Source organism: Leucobacter manosquensis, assembly GCF_018304845.1.
In the GTDB taxonomy this organism is placed as follows: Bacteria; Actinomycetota; Actinomycetes; order Actinomycetales; family Microbacteriaceae; genus Leucobacter; species Leucobacter alluvii.
This window is the reverse complement of sequence record NZ_JAFEVO010000001.1, coordinates 390,910-411,996: the sequence shown is the minus strand read 5'-3', so window position 1 is coordinate 411,996 and position 21,087 is coordinate 390,910. Positions and strand designations below refer to the sequence as shown.

Annotated in this window: 18 protein-coding genes; 8 read left to right on the top strand and 10 right to left on the bottom strand. The window is 65.3% G+C overall.

Translation table 11 applies throughout. The features are described from left to right. Positions 1 to 8: 8 nt before the first annotated feature. Complete coding sequence (locus JSQ98_RS01885; protein WP_211648128.1) at positions 9 to 2,156, bottom strand: AAA family ATPase; 2,148 nt, start codon at positions 2,154 to 2,156, stop codon at positions 9 to 11. A gap of 233 nt (positions 2,157 to 2,389) precedes the next feature. Here JSQ98_RS01885 and JSQ98_RS01880 point away from each other — a divergent pair, with 233 nt between their 5' ends. Beyond that, positions 2,390 to 3,100, top strand: a complete 711-nt coding sequence (locus JSQ98_RS01880; RefSeq protein ID WP_211648125.1) for a hypothetical protein — start codon at positions 2,390 to 2,392, stop codon at positions 3,098 to 3,100. Positions 3,101 to 3,698: 598 nt separating this feature from the next. Here the strand turns inward: JSQ98_RS01880 and JSQ98_RS01875 are convergent. Next, positions 3,699 to 4,637: a ThiF family adenylyltransferase gene (locus JSQ98_RS01875; RefSeq protein WP_249290681.1), complete on the bottom strand. Its 939-nt coding sequence runs from the start codon at positions 4,635 to 4,637 to the stop codon at positions 3,699 to 3,701. Continuing rightward, positions 4,637 to 5,407, bottom strand: coding sequence for a hypothetical protein (locus tag JSQ98_RS01870; RefSeq protein ID WP_090148311.1), 771 nt, complete (start codon positions 5,405 to 5,407; stop codon positions 4,637 to 4,639). The genes JSQ98_RS01875 and JSQ98_RS01870 overlap by 1 nt, the downstream gene beginning before the upstream one ends. Before the next feature lie 334 nt (positions 5,408 to 5,741). Here JSQ98_RS01870 and JSQ98_RS01865 point away from each other — a divergent pair, with 334 nt between their 5' ends. Continuing rightward, positions 5,742 to 6,539, top strand: a complete 798-nt coding sequence (locus JSQ98_RS01865) for a hypothetical protein (RefSeq protein WP_346728702.1) — start codon at positions 5,742 to 5,744, stop codon at positions 6,537 to 6,539. A gap of 42 nt (positions 6,540 to 6,581) precedes the next feature. Here the strand turns inward: JSQ98_RS01865 and JSQ98_RS15330 are convergent, their stop codons facing one another. Continuing rightward, positions 6,582 to 8,906: a putative bifunctional diguanylate cyclase/phosphodiesterase gene (locus JSQ98_RS15330; protein ID WP_211648121.1), complete on the bottom strand. Its 2,325-nt coding sequence runs from the start codon at positions 8,904 to 8,906 to the stop codon at positions 6,582 to 6,584. A gap of 142 nt (positions 8,907 to 9,048) precedes the next feature. Here JSQ98_RS15330 and JSQ98_RS01855 point away from each other — a divergent pair, with 142 nt between their 5' ends. Genes JSQ98_RS01855 through JSQ98_RS01845 form a run of 3 tightly spaced genes read left to right on the top strand, consistent with a single transcriptional unit; the run spans position 9,049 to position 10,306 of the window. Next, positions 9,049 to 9,396: a metallopeptidase family protein gene (locus JSQ98_RS01855; protein ID WP_090148305.1), complete on the top strand. Its 348-nt coding sequence runs from the start codon at positions 9,049 to 9,051 to the stop codon at positions 9,394 to 9,396. Continuing rightward, on the top strand, positions 9,387 to 9,695 hold the full coding sequence (gene clpS, locus JSQ98_RS01850; RefSeq protein WP_430413587.1) for an ATP-dependent Clp protease adapter ClpS: 309 nt from the start codon (positions 9,387 to 9,389) through the stop codon (positions 9,693 to 9,695). Before JSQ98_RS01855 ends, clpS begins: the two co-directional genes overlap by 10 nt. Next, positions 9,692 to 10,306, top strand: a complete 615-nt coding sequence (locus JSQ98_RS01845) for a DUF2017 family protein (protein ID WP_211648117.1) — start codon at positions 9,692 to 9,694, stop codon at positions 10,304 to 10,306. The genes clpS and JSQ98_RS01845 overlap by 4 nt, the downstream gene beginning before the upstream one ends. A 7-nt stretch (positions 10,307 to 10,313) precedes the next feature. Here the strand turns inward: JSQ98_RS01845 and dinB are convergent, their stop codons facing one another. Together dinB and JSQ98_RS01835 are read right to left on the bottom strand one after the other, a co-directional pair. Continuing rightward, a complete protein-coding gene (gene dinB / locus JSQ98_RS01840; protein ID WP_211648115.1) occupies positions 10,314 to 11,531 on the bottom strand; it encodes a DNA polymerase IV in 1,218 nt (405 codons plus the stop codon). Between the two features lie 26 nt (positions 11,532 to 11,557). Next, the gene (locus JSQ98_RS01835) at positions 11,558 to 12,520 is read right to left on the bottom strand and encodes a sugar-binding transcriptional regulator (RefSeq protein WP_211648113.1); all 963 of its coding nucleotides are present in this window, start codon (positions 12,518 to 12,520) and stop codon (positions 11,558 to 11,560) included. A 112-nt stretch (positions 12,521 to 12,632) separates the two neighbouring features. On the opposite strand from JSQ98_RS01835, the gene JSQ98_RS01830 reads away from it, so the two are divergent. The 3 genes from JSQ98_RS01830 (at position 12,633) to glpK (ending at position 16,777) form a co-directional block, all read left to right on the top strand. Then, entirely contained in the window at positions 12,633 to 14,354 is a 1,722-nt protein-coding gene (locus JSQ98_RS01830; protein WP_211648112.1) for a glycerol-3-phosphate dehydrogenase/oxidase, read from the top strand. Between the two features lie 98 nt (positions 14,355 to 14,452). Continuing rightward, on the top strand, positions 14,453 to 15,217 hold the full coding sequence (locus tag JSQ98_RS01825; RefSeq protein ID WP_090148294.1) for an MIP/aquaporin family protein: 765 nt from the start codon (positions 14,453 to 14,455) through the stop codon (positions 15,215 to 15,217). A gap of 45 nt (positions 15,218 to 15,262) precedes the next feature. After that, positions 15,263 to 16,777 (top strand): glycerol kinase GlpK, encoded by a 1,515-nt coding sequence (glpK, locus tag JSQ98_RS01820; RefSeq protein ID WP_211648111.1) that lies wholly within the window; start codon positions 15,263 to 15,265, stop codon positions 16,775 to 16,777. Positions 16,778 to 16,845: 68 nt separating this feature from the next. Here the strand turns inward: glpK and gatB are convergent, their stop codons facing one another. The 4 genes from gatB to JSQ98_RS01800 form a co-directional block, all read right to left on the bottom strand. After that, complete coding sequence (gene gatB / locus JSQ98_RS01815) at positions 16,846 to 18,366, bottom strand: Asp-tRNA(Asn)/Glu-tRNA(Gln) amidotransferase subunit GatB (protein ID WP_211648110.1); 1,521 nt, start codon at positions 18,364 to 18,366, stop codon at positions 16,846 to 16,848. Beyond that, positions 18,366 to 19,916: an Asp-tRNA(Asn)/Glu-tRNA(Gln) amidotransferase subunit GatA gene (gene gatA, locus JSQ98_RS01810; protein WP_211648109.1), complete on the bottom strand. Its 1,551-nt coding sequence runs from the start codon at positions 19,914 to 19,916 to the stop codon at positions 18,366 to 18,368. The genes gatB and gatA overlap by 1 nt, the downstream gene beginning before the upstream one ends. Positions 19,917 to 19,924: 8 nt before the next feature. Then, entirely contained in the window at positions 19,925 to 20,245 is a 321-nt protein-coding gene (gene gatC / locus JSQ98_RS01805; RefSeq protein ID WP_211648108.1) for an Asp-tRNA(Asn)/Glu-tRNA(Gln) amidotransferase subunit GatC, read from the bottom strand. A 76-nt stretch (positions 20,246 to 20,321) separates the two neighbouring features. After that, entirely contained in the window at positions 20,322 to 20,978 is a 657-nt protein-coding gene (locus tag JSQ98_RS01800; RefSeq protein WP_211648106.1) for a DNA-3-methyladenine glycosylase I, read from the bottom strand. Positions 20,979 to 21,087 lie beyond the last annotated feature (109 nt).

The window sequence follows — 21,087 nt, the reverse complement described above, 5'->3', positions numbered from 1 at the left end:
GAGAGGAACTATGCCACGTTGGCAAGAAGTTCCGTGCACCGCTTGATGACGAACTCCGGCACCGCATCGAACTCACGAGGGTTGAGCTGGAGCACGTACTCGCTTTCGATGTGGTACGTCGTGTTGACGAACTTGGTGAACACCGCATCGCCCTTCGGAAGTTCAGGGTCGAGGTCGGTCATGATGCGGAACAGCTGCACCTTCTCGTAGCCAACAGCGGTGTCTTCGAAGCGTGCCTTGAGCGAGCCTTCTGTCTTCAGCTCGGCCACTAGATCGGCGTAGTTGAAGTCCGGGATGTGTTTCTGAATCTCCGTGGTGGCCTTTGCGACTTCGGCTGGCGACATGGGCACATCTGGTTCGTCGGTGGGCTTGAAGATAGGAACGTCACGAGCGTGGAACAGGTTGGACAGGAGTTCGTAGCCTTCATCGACCGTGCCATGCACTTCGTACAAGCGCCGCAAGTAGATGCACTTGATGATCGAAGACGACGCCGAGGCGATGTTCTCTTCGCATACCTTGGTGAAGGTCAGAAGGTCGTTGGGCACGATGAGCTTTTCGGTCACGGTGCCTCCGCGACCGCTGAGGAAGTGCACCACGGGCTCAGCCGCCGTGAACAATCCCTTGGTTCCGACCCGGACCATGTCGATGGCCGGTTCAATGTCGTGGGTAAGCAGCAAGGTCGTCGTGCCCCGAAGTGTGTTCTTACCTCGGAACAGCTCATTAATGATGGCAAACTTCTTGGTTTTGTCGAAGCTCGACACCGGGTCGTCAAGCACTACAAGGTCAGGCTTCTGGTGCTGCACATCATGCATGAAGAGCACCATAGCGAAGGCGTTCTTCTCGCCGTAGCTCAGGTGGCTGCCCGCATCCTGGATGTGCTGGCCGGGTGCGTCTACGTGATCGAGAAGCATGCGATACGTGTCATCTGTGGGAACGATACGCACCGAGTAGCGATAACCGGCTGAGCGAAGGAAGGCGTTGACCTCTTCCTGGTTCTTCTTGATGAGCTTGGCCACCCGGGCCTTCTGCGTATTGATGCGCCCTTGAACCTCACCGATCTTGGCCGCCACTTCGTCCAGCTTCTCGTTGATGAGAGTGGCCACTGAAGCTGTCTTCTCGGAGCGTAACGCGGGCAGGAACTGCACATCGATCTTGAGATCACTGAGGAATGCCGCAAGGTTCTCCTCTTCCCGAAGAGCATGGAACGACAGGGCCTTAATGTCTGAAAGCTTGTTGAGGAGCGTTTCGATTTGTCCACGCAAGTTGACCAGGAAGTTCTCCTGCTCTGGGCTAACGCCCGAGAGGGAACCTGTGGCTGCTTTCAAGTTCTGCAGTTCAGTCTTCTCGAAGTAGTCGCCTAGACGCTCGATCACGTCCCGGAGCTGGGTCATGTTGCGCACCGCTGTGGTCTCATACTCTTGCGAGACCTTTGTGACAGCTTCTTTGTCCATGCTCTCTACCGAGCAGAAGGGGCAGTTGTCCGAGAGCTCTAGGTATTCCTTGCCCTTGGCTTGCCAGGTGATCCACCCCGCTGGGTTGCCGCTCTGAATGAAGCTCTTGTAGCCGTGAAGGTGTTCCGGCACGTTGTCGAGCTTGCCGCCAACGGCGAGGGCCTTATAGCCCTTGCTCGTCTTGGCCATTGCACCGTTCTTGGTGACGTTGAACGCGTCCTTAAGGTCCCTAAAGTCTGTAAGCGCTTCGTTGAACTCCGCTTCCTCATCGAACGTCTGCTTGAGTGCCTCAAACAGGGACTCGATCTGGGCGATGCCGTCTTGGAAGTCTTCGGTGTTGATGAAGACCTCGAAGCTGTTCTCAAGTACTTCGTCCTGTTTGAAAACGAAGCCAGACACGTACTGGTCATCGAACGTCATGACATGGGTGATCTCGTCTGCACCCGTGACTGACGGGCGCGGTCCGTTCTTGTCTGCCCTGTGCACAAAGGGTGTGAGCTGCTCGAGCTTCGCCTCCCCTTCCGCGCGGTAGCGAAGGGCCCTCGCGATTGTGCTCTTGCCAATGCCGTTGGGGCCATACTTGATGTTGAGCGCGTTGGGGCGCAGCACGATGGATGCTTCAGTGATGCTGTTGCAGTCACGTATTGTGATCCTGTAGTCGGACCTGACTTCAGTCGAAGCGACCTGCTCACTGGCGGGCGTCATTGCTCACTCTTCCTGGCGCGGGCGCCCTGCGGCTACCGGTTGTCCTTGCTTCCGTTGTCGAACGCGCAAAGCATTTGGCAATTCTCGGGCGCTGTCTTGCTGCCCTTGCACCATCGTACGACGTCATCACCGGCCATCACGTCGCACTCGAAGTGCTTGCTTGACTATCCAAGATGAGATGTCAGTGGTCGCCCATAACCTGAATCGCGACGGTTCGATCAAAGGAGCAGCTCGTGTCAACAGGTGGTTACTCATATCCAGTCGCAATCTCGAAGCTCGGCAGCGATGAGGGCTCTCGTGAGCCTCAGAACGTCCGAGCGATCAAGTGGCTTCTGGAGCAAGACGGTGGCGAAGTTGTCGTCGTCACCCCGCAGAAGAACCTCGAAGGCTCATCGTTGAAGAAGCTGATCGCACATCCGCGGGTTCGTCACCTCAGCTGGAAAGGATTCTCTGCTTGGTCTCTTCGCGGCACGCGAGCGCTCGTTGCATGGCCCAATCGAAAGATCTTGAACGGCCTGTGGGACGCCGATGCTGACGCGCTCGCTGTGATCGAATGGGGCGAGCAGGAAACCGCCGAATGGATCAGCGACGCTCACCCTGTCATCCTCCTGCCTGGCGAAACCCGCGCGCACGAAGGCACCGATTCTGAGGAACTTGCCGTTGCACTCCCGAATGGCATCGACGGGATCCTCGAGCACGTGGCCAGCATGGCTGCTGGATACGACTCGGGCCTGAAGTGGAACGAAGAGGACAAGCTGCGAGCGGACATGATGAATCGCCAAGATCGGTGGCGATTCGTTACCGTCGAGCAGGTCCGAACGAAGTGCCGCGCGCTCGGGATGCGTCCGGACGACGCTGACAAGATCGCTGGCTACCTCCAGAAGCGAAAAGATGGCAAACGCTTCAACGTGCGCAGCTCTTACAGGACCTTCCAGTTCAACTAGCGACCTGCGTAGCAATCTCATTTCGCACCGCCAGGGTTCTGCGAACCAGCGCCCGCCCCACACCGAGACTGCGAGAGATTGCCCGGAGCGACTCACCCTCACGGAAAAGTCGCACCGCCTCAGCCGCGTCCCAACCATGAAGACCTGGCGTCCGACGAGTGACTCCTTCTCGGGCGAGGTGCTTCGATACGGTCGCGCGGTGCACCTTGTACTTGGCAGAGAGCTCGGTAACCGCCGCTCCTGCCAGGTAATCGTCGACGATACCGTCGATCTCAGCGGCACTCAGAAAGGTTTGAGGAGTTGCAATCGCCCCCACGACTGATCCACGCACATCGCAAATCGGGCCTTCAGTACCTCGTTGTGAAGTGCGATACGCACCGCGCTTCCACCGTTTGATCAAGGACTTCTGCGCCGAGGCGAGGTTTGCGAACAGTCCACGCAGGGACCCCAAGTAGTACCGAGGCCCGCCTCGCGCATTCACGGATCAGATCCGGCGCGAGGCGGGCCTCGTTCGTGTTGTGCGTCCAGGCGTAATGTGCGTCCAGGCGTGCCGTGCGCCCACGCCCCCGGCGTATGCCGGCAGGGGCGCAGACGCTCGCTAGGAGCGCCTGCGCGTGATGTCGGCGACCGTGTAGCTGCCGAGCGGATTCAGATTCAGCTTCTGCCTCGCAGCGGCCACGAGCAGACCCAGCACGTGCGGGGCGCGCCCCGCCCGCACGATGCGGGTGCGGAGACGATAGGCGTCCGTGTAGGCGATCCGGGGCGCCCAGATCGGGGAACGGCGATGATTCGCCACCCCCGCAGTCAGATGCAGAAACGCCTGCGCGCTGCCGATCGCTGACGCCGCGTCCACGCCGATCGAGATCGACGGCAGGGAGGCCGGCTCGTGGCCATCCTCCCCCGCAACCGCACGCAACGATCGCAGGTCGGTGTAGGGCGGGATGTACGGCAGGCACCGAGCGAGATCCACTCCCGCGTCCGCGATCTCGTCGAGCGGCATCTCCGCGTCGAAGCCCATGAATCGTTCGAACGTCCAGGGAGAAGCCGGAGCGAACGATGTGACCTGCGCGGCGAAGCCGACGTTCATGACGAGGAGATCTGGAATGCCCTGCATTCGCGCGCGACGCGCGATGAGCGATCCGATCTCCGGCTTCGTGAGCTCTGACTCGTCGAGCACCAGGGAGGCGCCCTGCATGAAGTCCGCGATGTTCTCCGGGATCACGCCATCGAAGAAGATGCGAACCTCCGCGTCCGGGTTGATGTCGAGCACGCGCTCCCGAAACACCTCGGCCTTGCGCCGGCCCAGCGTCGCCGTGCTCGCGCCCTCGACGCGATTCACGTTCTCCAATTCGAACACCTCGGGGTCAGCGACGCTGAACGACGCGACTCCCATGCGGGCCAGCTTGACGCCCAGTTGGAAGCCGTCTCCTCCGACCCCTGCGATGGCGACCCGAGACTCGACGAGCGCGCGCTGCTCGTCTTCGCTCCAGAAGCCGTAGTTGCGAGAGAACTGCGGAGCCTCGGTGCCCAGACGCATCACCGCGGCTGCTCGGTGAGCGCGCGCTTCGGGGCGCGGCCGACGTAGGTCATGGCGCCGTCTTCGGCCCGGTACTGATCGATGAATCCGCCCTGGCGAGCATTCACGCGCTCCGTGGAGGCGGGAATGTCGATCTCGATCGGGAGATTGTAGTCGAGGTAGTGCTCCACGTACCTGGGCTCACCGATGCGCGAAATGGCGATCGTTCCGCGCAGATGTCGTTCGAGCCACGGCTCGATGATCGCGAATGTGCGTTCCAACGCGTGGTTCGCCTCGTACGCGAGCATGACCGCGAACAGATGCCACTGCACCAGCTCCTGCATGACGGCGTGCTCATGGCGCGCGATCACTCGCGAGACCTCGACGCTGCGCGGAGTCAGCCCATCGTCGGTGAACGAGTCCGGGCAGAACTCCTCGACGGGCAGCGGGCTTTCGTCGCCCCGCACGATCAGCCGTGAGACTCCCACGACGCGCACGCCCTCGACGTGGTTCTCGAAGACTGCGAACGTCACGGAGCGTGCGTCGTCGCTATCGCGATCCGTACCGTCCGGCTGGATCTCGCTCTCATCGAGCTGTCCCGTCTGGTCGACGTAGACCTTGCGCCGCAGCACGAAGTGCGCGAGATACTCGGCCTCGAGCCCGGGGCGAGCGACGTCGTTCTCTGCGATGATGCCGACGCACATGCGCGCGGTCGGGTGATCGACGAAGAGCGAGGAGCCGATCACCGGGATAACGTCGTGGTTCGTCACGGAACGGTCGATATGGGACAACGCCGGGGATCCTCCTGTTAGCGCGGCCTGCTGCACCGCGGATACGTCATTGAATGCCCGGGTGTGACCTCGAACGACTCCTGTAGGTCTTATTGTGCCCGAATCGCCGTTCTTCGCGCATCGCTTCCGCCGCCCGGCGAGTCGCGGATGCGCGAAGGAGCGCCATTCGATGGCGGCAGACGCGTGCGTGGCGACGGAAGCGGGATGCTAGCATATGTGCACTACTGACGTCGAAATTGGGGGAACGGTGCAGGCAGACGGCTGGAACCGCGGGAGCAGTGTTCGATCTCGCTCGACGACTGACGACCTGGGAGCGAAAGTCCTGCTCAGCGCAGTGAAGCACGTCGAGACCGTCGGACTCTCCCTCGGCGTCTCGCAAGAACTCATCGACCAGATCTGCTCGGACGCCGGTGTCTCAGCGAAGCAGTTCGCGCAGGTGTGGTCGTCCCCTGACGCTTTCATGGCGGATCTTTTCTGCGAACTCGCGAACCAGGCGCAGATCGACCGCGCTGATACCGAAACGCTGCTGACGACGTGGCAGTACCTCAGCATGCGCACCGACGACCTGCACACGCTCGAAGGTCGGCGCAGCGTGTTGAACGACATCATTCGCACCGCCGCGGAGTACAACTTCGAGGTCATCACGGCATCGAGCAAGTGGCGCACGTACGCGGCGCTCTCGACCACCATCGTGGCCTGGCCGGAAGGACCCGCGCGGACGCGTGTACTGGACGCGTTGCAGGCGAGCGAGCTCTCGTTCGTCGAGACGATGGAGAGCTTCTACCGCAACGTCCTCCCCACGGTCGGGTATCGCCTGAAGCCGATGTTCCACAACGATTACCAGCCGTTCGTCGTCGCTGCGGCCTCAGTGATCGAGGGCCTGGGCATCGTTCGCGCGACCGTGCCCGCCCTCGTCGAGGCGCATTTCGACGGGTCGTCTGCAGGCGCCGATGGGAACGCTGATGAGCAGGCGCAGGAAGACTCCTGGTCCGTGTCAGCGCTCGCGTTCATGGGTGTCGTCGATGCCTTCATCGAACCGGATCCGCACTTCGTCCCGACGGAGGCCATCTCGCGCCTCAGCTCGGGCGTCGATGTCACTCCCCCGTCGCCCGAGGCCGACGCGGCGTACTGACCTGCATCGGCCGCTGACCGCTGCCGACGTACTGGGCGGCGACTACGCGATCTCCGCGCGCGTGCCGGTGCGACGGAGCCGGTCGCGCGTCAGCGCGAACGACTGCGGCCGGCCGTAGTAGTAGCCCTGCACGCTGCGCACGCCGAGCGCTCGCAGCGTCTCCGCTACGGCGGCGCTCTCGATGCCTTCGACGACGACGGTATGACCGAGATTATCGCCGAAGCCCTGCAGCGCTTTGATGAGCTCCCGCTGCCTGGAGTCGTCGAGGTTGCCGATCAGGCTCTTGTCGATCTTGAGGATGTTCATCGGGAAGTGGACCAGAGCCCCGACGGACGAGTCGTCCGAGCCGTAGTCGTCGAGCGCGATGATCAGGCCGGCGGCTTGCAGGTTCTCCGCATCGCGACGGAGCTCGTCGGTGACGGAACGCAGGGAGCGCTCGTTGAGTTCGATGCAGAGGGTGACGTCGGGGTGCGTCTGCGCCGCCTCGCGAAGATACGGTCCGAGCTCGGAGTCGCTGATCTGGCCGAGGTCGAGGTTGACGGTCATGCAGGTGATGCTGGGTTCCAGCCTGCGGAACTGCTCGGCTGCTTGCAAAGCCTTCGTGATCACCTGCTCCGTCAGCGCGTTCATGAGCCCGAGGCTCTTCGCGCGGGCGATGAGCGATGGAGCCGAGATCGGACCCAATTCAGGATCGACGTATCGCGTCAGCGCCTCGAACGCCCAGATCTTGCCGGTCGAGATGTCGACGATGGGTTGGAAGGCGAGCATGAGCCGATTGCCCTCGATGGCTCGGGCCACGATGTCGTTGAGCCGCGTCGAACGATGCGACGAGATGCTCACCGTGCTTCCGGCGACGATCGTCCCCTGCCGACGGGAGCGTTTCGCCTGGAGCATCGTACGGTCCGCATCCTCGACGAGGGACTGAGCGTCGATCTCACGGTGGCTCGAGAAGGCCAGACCGGCACTCACCAGCGGTGTCAGATCGTGCCCCTCGAGGTCCAGGCGCTCGCTCACCGCGGCGATGACGCGGTCGGCGGCCTCTTTGGCCTGATCGATCGAGACGAGGCCGGTGAAGATGACGACGAACTCGTCGCCTCCGACACGGGAGACGAAATCGCCGCCGCCCGACGATCGTTCGAGGCGCACCGCGATGGCTTGGAGGAGCGCGTCTCCGGCGCGGTGACCGAAATTGTCGTTGAGCTTCTTGAAGTCATCGAGATCGATGAACAGCAGCGCAATGCCTTCATGGTAGGGGCGGTGCTCGTTCGCGTCGATCAGTGCCTGCTGGAACGCCCCATAATTCGGCAGGCCCGTGAGCGGGTCGGTGTTGGCCCGCTGCTCGAGCGAGTCGACTTCGTACTGCATGCGGGCCGCCTCGCTCGCCAGGTGGGCGAGTGAGACCAGCGCACGCTCGTCGTCCCGGCTGAAGGCGCTGCCGCCAAGCTTGCGCGAGGCCACGAGGTACTGCTCCGATCCTGCGGTGAGGCTCACCGGCGCGCCGATCTCGTCGCTCTCGGGAGGTGAGTCCCGCAGTTCGACGGCGTTGGCGCGCACGATCCCTCTCGCGCGGTTCAGCAGCGCGGTCCCCAGCGCCTCACCGCTCTCCCTCGGGAGTTCGATCGCGGCATCCACCACCGCGGAGAGACGGGATTCGATGTCGTCCGAGCGCGAGCGCTGCGCCAGCACGTAGAAGATCGAACCGGCGAGCAGCACGACGAACGGCGTGAAGCTGACATCGGGGTCGCCCTCGATCCACGAGATGACGGTCGCATCGATGTAGTGAATCAGTGTGGCGGTGAGCGAGACCACGGCCACGAGCAGGACCAGCCGGCTCGGTTTGACCGAAGACGCGCTCACGCCGCGGTCCACCTCTTCGCGGCCCCATTGGCGGGCGAACTCGCCGAGCAGCACGACGCCGTAGAACGCGATGGTCGCGGCGACGAAGCTCGGGAGCAACCACACGCCGAGCGCGCCGAGCCCGTTGCGCACGGCGACGAAGGCGACCGCGCCGACGGTGGCGAGCCCTGTCGTGTACAGCGCCAGCCACAGGTTTCGTCGAAGGGAGATCTGCGCGATCAGGACTCCCATCGTCCAGATGCACACACCGATGAACGGAGCCTCGGTGAGCGGCTCGATCGAGAGCATCACGATCGAGACGCCGGCTTGCGGGAAGCCGCGGTCGTAGCCGATGCGGATGTGGAAGGGCCCGCAGATGATGACGCTTGCGATGACGGCGAGCACCAGCGTCCACGAGGACGGCGCCGTCCCGATGAGATGCGCGATGCCGGTGCCGATCGCGATGAGCGCGAAGACGATGAACGGTGCAGCGAATACGGTGTCACCCTTCGCCACTCCAGAGCGCTTCACTGCGACCACTTTCCTCCCCATGTTCGGCGCATCCCCCTGCTTCAATGCATGAACGCGGCAGCTCATTATGTCACGCGCCGGGCGCCCGGTTTTTGCGCAATGTTCCACGACGCCGCAGAGGGGTTCTGTGTAGGGTGAAGACATGCTCGACATCTCACACGAGGAGTTCGAATCGCTGGTCGCCGACGGCCTCGACTCGTTGCACGACGACATGCTCGCGCAGCTCGACAACGTGATCTTCCTGGTCGAGGACCGCCCGTCGGACGGGAGCGAGATTCTCGGCGTGTACGAGGGCTTCTCACTCGCCGAGCGGGGAGTCTACGGATACGGCGAGGAGCCGGACCGCATCATCTTGTTCCGAGAAAACCTGCTGGGCCACTGCTCCGATCGATCGGATCTCGTCCATGAGATCCGGGTGACCCTGGTGCACGAGATCGCGCACTTCTACGGCATCACCGAGGAGCGCATCCACGAACTCGGGTGGGGCTGATGTCGGCGGCGCAGCCGGAGGCGCAGACTCGGCGTCTCGGCGAACCGGCTCATCTGGAGTCTCCGGTGTGGCAGACCGTCGTTTGGGACGATCCGGTCAATCTCATGTCGTATGTCGCGTTCGTGTTCCAGAAGCACTTCGGGTTCACGCGAGATCGCGCTGAGGAGCTCATGCTGCAGGTGCATCAGGCCGGAAGCGCGGTCGTGGCCGAGGGCTCGCGGGAGACGATGGAGCTGCATGTGGAGGCGATGCACGGATACGGCCTCTGGGCGACGGTGCGGCGGGCGGGCGAACTGTGAAACTCCTGCCTCTGCCCGATCATGGCCTGCGGCTCCTGCTCGACCACGACGAGGCGGCCATGCTCGACCAGCTCATCGCGCAGCTGATCCAGTTGCTGCAGAGTCACAGCGGCACCGCGCTCGACCCGGATCCCCTGTTCGCGAGCCTCGAAGTGGGCGGCTCAGACTCGACCCCAGACGATCCGGCGCTCGCCCGCCTCTTCCCCGACGCCTACGAGCAGGATGCGGAAGCAGGCGCGTTTCGCAGCGTCACCGAGCAGGGGCTGCTCAATCGGAAGTTGCAAGACGCGATGGACGTCACGGCCGCTCTGGGGCTCGGGGGCGGGGCCCCCGACGACACGTCGCTGGTCGAGGTGGACATCTCCCCGACGACGCTTCCCGCATGGGTGCGCACCGTGACGGCGCTTCGCCTCGCGATCGCTGCGCGCATCGGTCTCGACGAGCCCGATGACCGGCCGCGGCTCCTCGATGACGAGGAGACCCGAGGCACCGTGCTCGTGTTCGATTGGCTCGCCGCGATTCTCGAATCGGTGCTCGCCATCGTCGAGTCGGGTGAACCGGAATCCGCCGGCACGCATCCCGACGTCGAGCCGACGCCCGGCGACGACTGAGGCCGCGTCAGCCCGGGGCCTCCAAGGAACGCGGATCGACGACGGAGCCTCTTCCCGTGAGCAGGCTGGCCGAGGTCACCCCGGAGGCGCCGAATCGCTCGCGAACCTCGTCCACGGCCTGATCGACGGCTCGCCAGCCGTCGTCTTCGCTCCAGAGCGCAGCGATATCGCTGCCTGCGGGCAGCAGCTGCTCGGCCCTGACGCCGATGAGCCGCACTGCGCGTCCGCCGCGATCGAGCCCGTCGAAGAGTTCCCGTGCGGTGTGATAGATCCGCTGCGTCGCATCCGTCGCATCCGGAAGGGTGCGCGAACGCGTGATGGTCTCGAAATTGCCCCAGCGGACCTTGATGGAGATCGTCCGCGCCTCGGCTCCGGCTCCGCGCAGGCGCTCGCCCGTGCGCGTGGCGAGCCGCAGGAGCTCGCGCTGCAGCGCTCCAGCGTCTGAGACGTCGTGCGCGAACGTCTCCTCGTGCCCGATGCTCTTCTCCGAACGAGTGGTCACGATGCGCCGCGCGTCTCGGCCATTCGCCAACTCGTGCAGGCGCCGTGCGCTCGCCCCACCGACGATTCGCTCGAGCGAGTGGATCGGTTCACGGGCGAGCTCCCCCACGGTCCGAATCGCACGCGCGTGCAGTGCCCGTTCCGTCGCCTGCCCGACACCCCACATCGCTCCGATCGGCAACGGGTGCAAGAACTCGAGGGTGCGATGCGGAGGGATTTCGAGGATGCCGTCAGGCTTTGCGCGCTGCGACGCGAGCTTCGCGACGAACTTCGTCCCGGCGAGACCCACCGAAGCGGGCAGGCCCGTGCGCTCGCGCACCCGCTCGCGGATCGCACGGGCGATCTCCACCGGCTGTCCGAAGAGCCGTACGGTGCCGGCGACGTCGAGAAACGCCTCGTCGATGCTCAGCGGTTCGACGAGCGGAGTGAACTCCTGGAACACGGCCATCACCGCCTTCGATGCGCTGCGGTACTTCGCGTAGACGGGCTCGACGAGCACGAGCTGCGGGCAGAGCTGTTTGGCGCGAGCGACGGGCATCGCCGAACGCACCCCGAACCGGCGTGCCTCGTAGCTGGCGCTCGACACCACGGAACGCGCGGTGTCGTGCGCGGCCGCCACCGGCAGCCCCACGAGTTCCGGTCGTTCGAGCAATTCAACCGACACGAAGAAGGAATCCATGTCGACGTGCAGCACGGAGGCGATCTCTCGCGGCGATTCGAACATGTGTACTATTCCACCACGTCCACGGCTCAGCCGCCAGCGTCCACGACGAGCCGCGCGAGTTCTTCGTCCACGACGAGCTCCGTGATGATGCGAGCAGCGAGCGCCCCGCGAAGACTCTCTCGTTTCGCGGCACCCGAAACGACGCACAGTCGATGCGGGATGCGCCGCACCGTGTCGAGCGAAGGTCCGCTCGAGCGCTCGTTCAGGGCGACGCCGTCGGTGCTTCCGTCGTTGCGGTAGAAGACGGTTCCGCAGTCGCCCACCACACCGGCCCGCACGAGCTCCTGCAGGTCCTCCCGGTCGAGGTACCCGCCCGAGTAGATCCGCGATCTCGGGTCGCCGATCCGTGATCCCAGCCCGAAGACGTAGACGTCGCTCGATGCCTGCAGTTCGAGCACGCGGCTCACGGATCGCTCCCGCCAGAGCGCTCGGCGCGTGTCGGGGTCGTCGAAGATCGCCGGGACGGAGAACTGGTACACGGAGGCCGCGAACGCGTTGCCGAACCCGCCGAGCAGCTCGGCGGAGTAGGACACGCCCGTCGTGCGCACGTTGGCCGCACCGTTCATCTGCACGACTCGCGCCTCGTGCACCGTCTTCGAGGGCAGATGCCGAGCGACCGCACTCATGGTCGCACCCCATGCGACGCCGACGGTCGAACGATCGGTGACGGCGGCGGCGACGCGATGCGCGGCGGTGCGCGCAGTTCGCTCGAGGCGGTCGGCGTCCGTCGCGCGCGCGGGTGAGGACACAACGTGCGCGGTGATGCCGTACCGCTCGGCCATGCGCAGTTCGAGCTGAGATCGGGCCTCCTGGGGTGAATGCACCTGGATCTCGACGAGCCCTGAGTCGCGTGCGTGCGTGAGCAGGCGCGACACCGAGGATCGGGACACGCGCATCTCCTGCGCGATCGCCTCCATCGTGAGATGCTGCAGGTAGTAGAGTTGCGCCGCTCGCAGAGCGTCACGCGATCTGGACGAATGTGCAGTCATTCCTGCCCCCTTCGCTCGCTTTGATGAACACATCATGCACATACGTGCAATGAGCTTGCAACTTGGTGCACGGCGGGTGGAAGCTGACCTCGAACGTCGAAAGGTTGAAGTCATGAATGATCGCACGCCGACCACCCGTTCCGCGGTTCGCAGCCTGCGGGATCGCCCCCACGCCGAAGTCCTCATCATCGGCGGCGGCATCAACGGTATTGCGACGTTCCGCGAACTCGCGCTGCAGGGAGTCGACGTCGCACTCGTGGAGCGCGGCGACTTCGTCTCCGGCGCGTCCTCGGCTTCGAGCCATATGGTGCACGGCGGGGTGCGCTACCTCGAGAACGGCGAGTTCCGCCTCGTCCAGGAGGCGGTCGCAGAGCGCAACCGCCTGCTGCGCACGGCACCGCATTACGTGCGCCCCCTCGAGACGACGATCCCGATCTTCTCGACGTTCTCCGGCATTCTCTCGGCGCCGTTCCGTCTGCTCGTGACCCACGGCCGCGGAAAGGCTCGTGAGCGCGGAGCCGCGCTCATCAAGATCGGGCTGACGCTGTACGACACCTTCTCGCGCGACGGCGGACAGGTGCCCCGCCACAAGTTCCGGGGACGCCGCCGATCGCTCAGCGAGCTGCCGCGCCTGAACAGCGACGTGAAGTACACGGCGACCTATTACGACGCGTCGATGCACGACCCCGAGCGCCTCGCCCTCGACGTCTTGCACGACGGAATCGTCGCGGGCGGCGACCGCGCGCGGGCGGCGAACTACCTTCCCGCTGTCGGCTTCGAGAACGGTGCAGTGCAACTGCGCGACGAGACCACCGGCGACGTCTTCGACGTCACGGCGAAGGTGATCCTCAACACCAGCGGGCCGTGGACCGATCTCACCAACGAAGCGCTCGGCCGCGGCACTCGGTTCATGGGCGGCACGAAGGGCTCGCACATCGTGCTCGACCACCCCGAGCTCCTCGCCGCCACCGGTGGACGAGAGATCTTCTTCGAGCACTCCGACGGCCGGATCGTGCTGATCTACCCGTTGAAGGATCGCGTGCTCGTCGGCACCACCGACATCGACGCCGACCCCAGCGCGCCGACCTCCTGCACGAGCGAGGAGGTCGACTACTTCATCGACCTCGTGGGCCACGTCTTCCCCGACATCTCCGTCGATCGGTCGCAGATCGTCTACACGTTCTCAGGTATCCGGCCGCTTCCCCGCCACGACGACACGGCGCCCGGCTTCGTGTCCCGCGACTACCGCATCGAGCCCTCCGAGCACGCCGGGGTTCCGCTCCTCAGCCTCGTCGGCGGCAAATGGACCACCTTCCGAGCACTCGCCGCGCACCTCGCGAACGACACCCTCGAGCTGCTCGGGAAGACCCGCAGCGTCGGCACGGAGACACTCGCGATCGGCGGCGGGAAAGACTTCCCGAAAGGCCGCGCCGCGCGCACGCGCTGGGTGGCGGAGCGCGCGGACGGCAACGACCGAGGTCGCGTCGAGGTGCTGCTCGACCGGTACGGCACCCGAGCCGACGAAGTACTGGCCGCGACGCCCGAGCACGACGAGACGATCGCTCTGCTCCCGGGATACACGGCAGCCGAGCTCGCGCATCTCGCAGCCTCCGAGCAGGTCGTCCACCTCGACGACCTCCTGCTCCGCCGCACCTCCATCGCATTCTTGGGGGGACTGACCCTTGAGCGCGTGCGCGCAGCCGCGGAGGCGATCGCGCCCGTCCTGAACTGGGACGGTGCTCGCGTCGATGACGAGATCCGCCGCATGGCGCAACTGCTTCGCACCGCTCACCGTATCGATGTCGAACGCGGAGGCGCGGTCGTCGATATCTGAGCGGGGCGACCCGTCGGGTGCGGCGACAATCCTTCGCGCCCGAACTCACCACCCATCGCGAGGCTCAGCCCTCGCTTGTTTGAAAGGTCAATGACGACATGCCAGATGTCAATCTCGGGTACTACTTCCTCTCCGAGTTCGTCGGTACCGCTCTCCTCGTACTCCTGGGCTGCGGCGTCGTCGCCAACGTCGCCCTGGCGAAGACGAAGGGGAACGCCGGCGGGTTCCTGCTGGTCAACTGGGGATGGGGCCTCGCCGTCTTCGTCGGCGTGCTCGGTTCCGCCTACTCCGGCGCCATCCTGAACCCCGCTGTCGGCATCGGGCTCGCGATCGCCGGCAAGATCAGCGTGGTGCAGTTCCTCGTCGCCGCAGCCGCCGAGCTCCTCGGAGCCATCGTCGGTGCTGTGCTCTGCTGGGTTGCGTACCGTTCGCACTTCGATGCAGAACCCGATCCCGCCGCGAAGCTCGGCGTCTTCTCGACCGGCCCGGCGATCCGCACCCCGTTCGGCAACTTCCTCACCGAGGTCATCGGCACCTTCGTACTCGTCTTCGCAGTGTTCGCCTTCGCGGATTACGGCGACATCCAGGTCGGCGTGCCCGGGGGCCTCGGGCCGCTGACCGCGCTTCCCGTCGCGCTCGTCGTCGTCGGCATCGGCGCCTCCCTCGGCGGACCGACCGGCTACGCGATCAACCCCGCCCGAGACCTGGGCCCGCGCATCGCGCATGCGATCCTGCCGATCAAAGGCAAGGGCGGCAGCGACTGGGGCTACGCCTGGGTGCCCGTCGCCGGACCGCTCGTCGGCGGAGCGATCGCCGCACTCGTCTCCCCGCTGGTCCTGGGCCTCGCCGCGGCCGCGGCCTGACCCGCGTACCCGCACGAGCAACGAAGCTGATACGAAAGGAACACCATGTCTGAATACATCATCGCGATCGACCAGGGAACCACCTCCAGTCGGGCGATCATCTTCGACAAGAGCGGCACCATCATCTCGGTCGGTCAGAAGGAGCATGAGCAGATCATGCCGCAGGCCGGCTGGGTCGAGCACGACGCGCTCGAGATCTGGCGCAACGTACAGGAGGTCATCGGGATCGCGCTGGGACGAGCCGATCTCACTCGGCACGACATCTCGGCGATCGGCATCACCAATCAGCGCGAGACCGCGGTCGTCTGGAACCGGAAGACGGGCAGGCCCGTCTACAACGCGATCGTCTGGCAGGATACGCGGACGCAGGACATCGTCGACCGGCTCGCGGCGGACGGCGGGATCGAACGTTTCAAGGACATCGTCGGCCTCCCCCTTGCGACCTACTTCTCCGGGACGAAGGTCGCCTGGATCCTCGAGAATGTCGAGGGGGCGCGCGAAGCCGCCGATGCGGGCGATCTGCTGTTCGGCACCACCGACAGCTGGGTGATCTGGAACCTCACCGGCGGCTCGGAGCACGGCGTGCACGTCACCGACGTGACCAACGCATCGCGCACGCTGTTCATGGATCTGAAGACTCTCGAATGGCGAGACGACATCCTCGAAGCGTTCGGCGTCCCCAGGTCGATGCTTCCCGAGATCAAGTCATCCTCCGAGGTGTACGGAACCGCCGAGGATTCCTCGTTGCTGCGCGAGACGCCGATCGCCGGCATCCTGGGCGACCAGCAGGCAGCCACCTTCGGCCAGGCGGCGTTCACCGCCGGTGAGTCGAAGAACACGTACGGAACGGGCTGCTTCCTGATCTTCAACACGGGCGAGGAGATCATCCACTCGAAGAACGGCCTCCTCACCACCGTCGGCTACAAGCTCGGCGACGGACCCACGCACTACGCACTCGAAGGCTCCATCGCCGTCACCGGATCGCTCATCCAGTGGCTGCGGGACCAGCTCGGCATCATCTCGGACGCGCCGGAGGTCGAGCAGCTCGCCGACAGCGTGCCGGACAACGGCGGCGTGTACATCGTGCCCGCCTTCTCCGGCCTGTACGCGCCCTACTGGCGCCCCGATGCGCGCGGCGCCATCCTCGGGCTCACGCGCTACGCCAACAAGGGACACCTGTCTCGGGCTGCGCTCGAGGCCGTCGCGTACCAGACGCGGGACGTGCTCGATGCGGTGAACGCAGATGCCGGCGTCGATCTCACCGAGCTGAAAGTCGACGGCGGCATGGTCGCCAACGACATGCTCATGCAGTTCCAGGCCGACATCCTCGGCGTACCGGTCGTGCGGCCCGTCGTCTCGGAGACGACCGCGCTCGGTGCGGCGTATGCGGCGGGGCTCGCGGTCGGTTTCTGGTCGGGGCTCGATGATCTGTCCGCCAACTGGCAGGAGGATCGCCGATGGGAGCCGGAGCTCGACTCCGCCGAGCAGGAGCGGCTGCTGCGTCAGTGGCGCAAGGCTGTGACGAAGTCCATGGACTGGGTCGACGAAGACGTGCGCTGACACAGCGCGCGTGCGCACAGAGGCCGGCAGCTCATCGAGCTGCCGGCCTCTGTGCGTCTCCCCCGAAGCTATTCGGCGGCTGATGCCCGTTCGAGCACGAGTTCTCGCACGCGCGCCGCGTCGGCCGAACCTCGCATCGCCTTCATGACGGCTCCGATGATCGCGCCGGCTGCCTGCACCTTTCCGTCGCGAATCTTCGCGAGGACGTCGGGCTGCTGGGCGAGCGCCGCATCCACGGCCTCGATGAGCGCGCCGTCGTCCGAGACGATCGCCAGACCTCTGGACTCGACGATCTCGGCGGCGGTCCCCTCGCCGTCGATGATTCCGGCGATCACCTGGCGCGCAAGCTTATCGTTGAGCGTTCCCGCATCGATGAGCTCGACGACCGAGGCGACCTGGGCGGGCGTGATGAGGTCTGCCGAGGGCGTCGACCGCTCATTCGCGATGCGCGCGATCTCGCCGGTCCACCACTTACGAGCCGTCTGCGGGGGCACCCCGATGGCGACCGTCTGCTCGATGGTGGTGAGCAGGCCCGCGTTGACGAGGTCCTGGAACTCGAGCGCCGAGAACTGCCATTCCCCGCGGAGGCGTCGACGACGCAACGTCGGATGCTCGGGGAGCTGCGCGCGCAGTTCCTCGATGAGTTCGCGCTCGGGAGTGAGCGGGGCGAGATCCGGTTCGGGGAAGTAGCGGTAGTCGTCTGCATCGCTCTTGGGGCGGCCGGGCGAGGTCTCCCCCGTATCCTCGTGCCAGTGCCGTGTCTCCTGCGTGATCGTCCCGCCACCATCGAGAATCTGCGCCTGGCGCTGAATCTCGAACCGCACGGCGCGCTCGATGGAGCGCAGGGAGTTGACGTTCTTCGTCTCGGTCCGCGTGCCGAGCACCGACATTCCGGCGCCCTCATTGCCTCGCGGTCGCAGCGACACGTTCGCGTCGCATCGGATGTTCCCGCGCTCCATGCGCGCGTCTGAGATGCCGAGCGACACGACCAGGTCCCGAATGGTCGAGACGTACGCCGCCGCGATCTCCGGGGTATCCGCCTCTCCGCCGAAGATCGGACGGGTGACGATCTCGACGAGCGGCACGCCCGCCCGGTTGTAGTCGACCAGGGAGTACTCGGCGCCCTGAATGCGGCCCGTCGATCCCCCGACGTGGTTCAGCTTGCCCGCGTCCTCTTCCATGTGAGCACGCTCGATCGGCACATGGATGATGCGGCCGGACGCGAGTTCGATCTCGACCGACCCGTCGTGAGCGATCGGATCGTCGTACTGCGAGATCTGGTAGTTCTTGCCCATGTCCGGGTAGAAGTAGTTCTTGCGCGCGAAGCCGGAAACCTCGGCGATCTCGCATCCGAGCGCCAGACCCAGGCTGATGGAGTAGCGCACCGCCTCATGGTTGAGCACGGGGAGTGAGCCGGGCAACCCGAGGCACACCGGCGCGAGATTCGTGTTCGGCTCCGAGCCGAAGATGTTCGGCGCGGTCGAGAACATCTTGGTCTTCGTGTTGAGCTCGACGTGCACCTCGAGGCCGATCACCGGTTCGAAGAGCTCGAGGGCGCGGTCGAAATCCATCAGCTTCGTCTTGGCCATCAGTTCGTCGCCTTTCCGGTCTGGGCCGTCGCAAGGAAGGCTGCATCGAGCTCCGGTGCCTGCGTCCAGAACGGCGCGTCGTCGCGGTCGGCGACGAGCTGTTCGATGGCGCTTCCGGCGCGGTAGAGCCGCGCGTCTTCGAAGGCGGGGGCCATGAGCTGCAGACCGACCGGGAGGCCGTCTTCGCTCGCCGTGCCGATGGGCAGGCTGATGCCGGGGATTCCCGCGAGGTTCGCGGGAATCGTCGTCGCGTCATTGAGGTAATCGCGCATGGGGTCTCCGGAGTGAGCGCCGAGCGCCCAAGCGGTGGTGGGCGCGGTCGGCGAGGCGATCACGTCGACCTGGTCGAAAGCGGCGGCAAAATCACGCTGAATCAGCGTGCGCACCTGCTGGGCGCTGCCGTAGTAGGCGTCGTAGTAGCCCGCTGACAGCGCGTAGGTGCCGAGGATGATGCGTCGTTTCACCTCGGCACCGAATCCTGCCGCACGAGTCTCGCTCATCACGCCCTCCACGGTCGCCCCGCCCTGCGGCGTCACGCGGAGACCGAATCGCACGGAGTCGTACTTCGCGAGATTGCTCGAGGCCTCTGCGGGAAGGATGAGGTAGTAGGCCGCCACCGCGTACTCGAAATGCGGCGCATCGATCTCGACGATCTCCGCACCCTGAGCGGTGAGCAGATCAAGCGCCTGCTCGAACCGGGCCTGCACCCCTGATTGCACGCCGTCGATCATCAGCTGCTTCACGACGCCGACGCGCAGGCCGGCGAGGGTGGCGGGGTCTGCACCGCTTCGCGCAGCTCCAGCCATCGACGGCCACGCGAAGTCGAGCGATGTCGAGTCGTGCCGATCGTGCCCGGAGATGGCGTCGTGCAGCAGCGCCGTGTCGAGCACCGTGCGCGCGCACGGCCCGATCTGATCGAGCGACGAGGCGAGCGCGATCGCGCCATAGCGGCTCACGCCGCCGTAGGTCGGCTTCATGCCGACGGTGCCGGTCAGGGCGGCGGGCTGTCGGATCGATCCGCCGGTATCAGAGCCGAGTGCGAGCGGGGCTTCGAAAGCGCTCACCGCCACGGCGGAGCCGCCTCCTGAACCACCGGGAACACGGTCGAGCTTCCACGGATTCAGCGTGGGTCCGTAGGCCGAGTTCTCGGTCGAAGAACCCATCGCGAATTCATCCATGTTCGTCTTGCCGATGGGAATCAGACCGGCTGCACGCGCCCGCGCGACGGCCGTCGCGTCGAAGGGCGAACGGTATCCTTCGAGGATCTTCGATCCCGAGGTCGCCGGCATGTCAGTCGTGACGAGCACGTCCTTGATGGCGAGGGGCACTCCGGCGAGCTCTCCAAGCGACTCTCCGGATGCGCGACGGGCGTCGATGTCGCGCGCCGCTGCGAGTGAGATCTCGGCGTCGGTCGCGAGAAACGCGTTGAGTGTTCCGTCGACGGCGGCGATGCGATCGAGATGAGCCTGCGTCGCTTCTGCGGAGGACACCTCACCCGCGGTGAGCCGGGCGGCGAGATCGGCCGCAGTCAGCTGGATCACGTCGTTCATCGCGGCGCTCACTGCTCTTCACCGAGGATCGAGGACACGCGGAACATGCCGTCGGTGGTCTCCGGTGCGTTCGCGAGCGCTTCCTCCTGCGTCAGCACGTCGGAGACGACGTCTGGCCGCGTGACGTTGCTCAGTGGAATGGGGTGACTGGTCGCGGGGACATCAGGGGTCGTCACCTCGCCGACCTTCGCGATGTGGGTCAGGATCGAGTCGAGGTCGCTGGTGAGCGCCCCGATCTCGTCGTTGGTGAGGGCGATTCGTGCGAGGCCCGCGAGATGTGCGACGGTGTCCGCCGTGATCTCGGTGCTCGCCGCGCTGGCTTCAGGCATGCTGCTCCATCGGGAGGGGTCATCTGGGAACGCCCACCATCCTATCGGCGGCTCGAGCGCGAGATCTCAGCGGCGCTCAGCCGGGGATTCGCGGGGCCGTCACCGGAGCCTGAAACGGCAGATCGGCTCCCGCCCAGGTCCCATCGGGCGACCAGAGCTCCGAGCATCCGCGTCGATGACTCGTCACCACATGCGCGTCGACGATCCCGATCGCCGTCATCAGGGCGTAGACGGTCGTCGGACCGACGAACGCGAACCCTCGGCGTTTGAGCGCACGCGCCAACGCTGTGGATTCCGAGGAGAGCGTCGGTACGTCGGCGTCGCGCGCGGGCACGGGCGATCGCTCCGGGCGGAACGACCAGACGAACTCTGCGAGGCCTATCCCATCCTCCTCGCGGAGCCGAAGGGCCGCCCGCGCGTTCGCGATCGTGGCGATGATCTTCCGCTCGTTGCGAATGATGCGCGCATCGGCGAGCAACCGCGTGACGTCGCCATCGCTGTAACGCGACACCTGCTCGATCGAGAAACCGTCGAACGCCTCGCGGAATGCGACGCGCTTGCGCAGCACCGTCAGCCACGACAGTCCTGATTGGAACGCCTCGAGGGAGAGACGTTCGAAGACGCCGTCGTCGTCGAACACCGGCATCCCCCACTCCGCGTCGTAGTAGGCCGTCAGCAGCGGATCCTGCAGTGCCCATGCTGCGCGAACCGGTGTGTCGGTGTTCTCTGTCATCGGCGCTCCTTCACGAAGATCGGCGCGGCCTGCAGCCGCTATCGGTCATCTCACCGTATCTTCCGCGAGATGCGCAGACATGTTCGAGCGGACGGGTGTGCATAAGTCG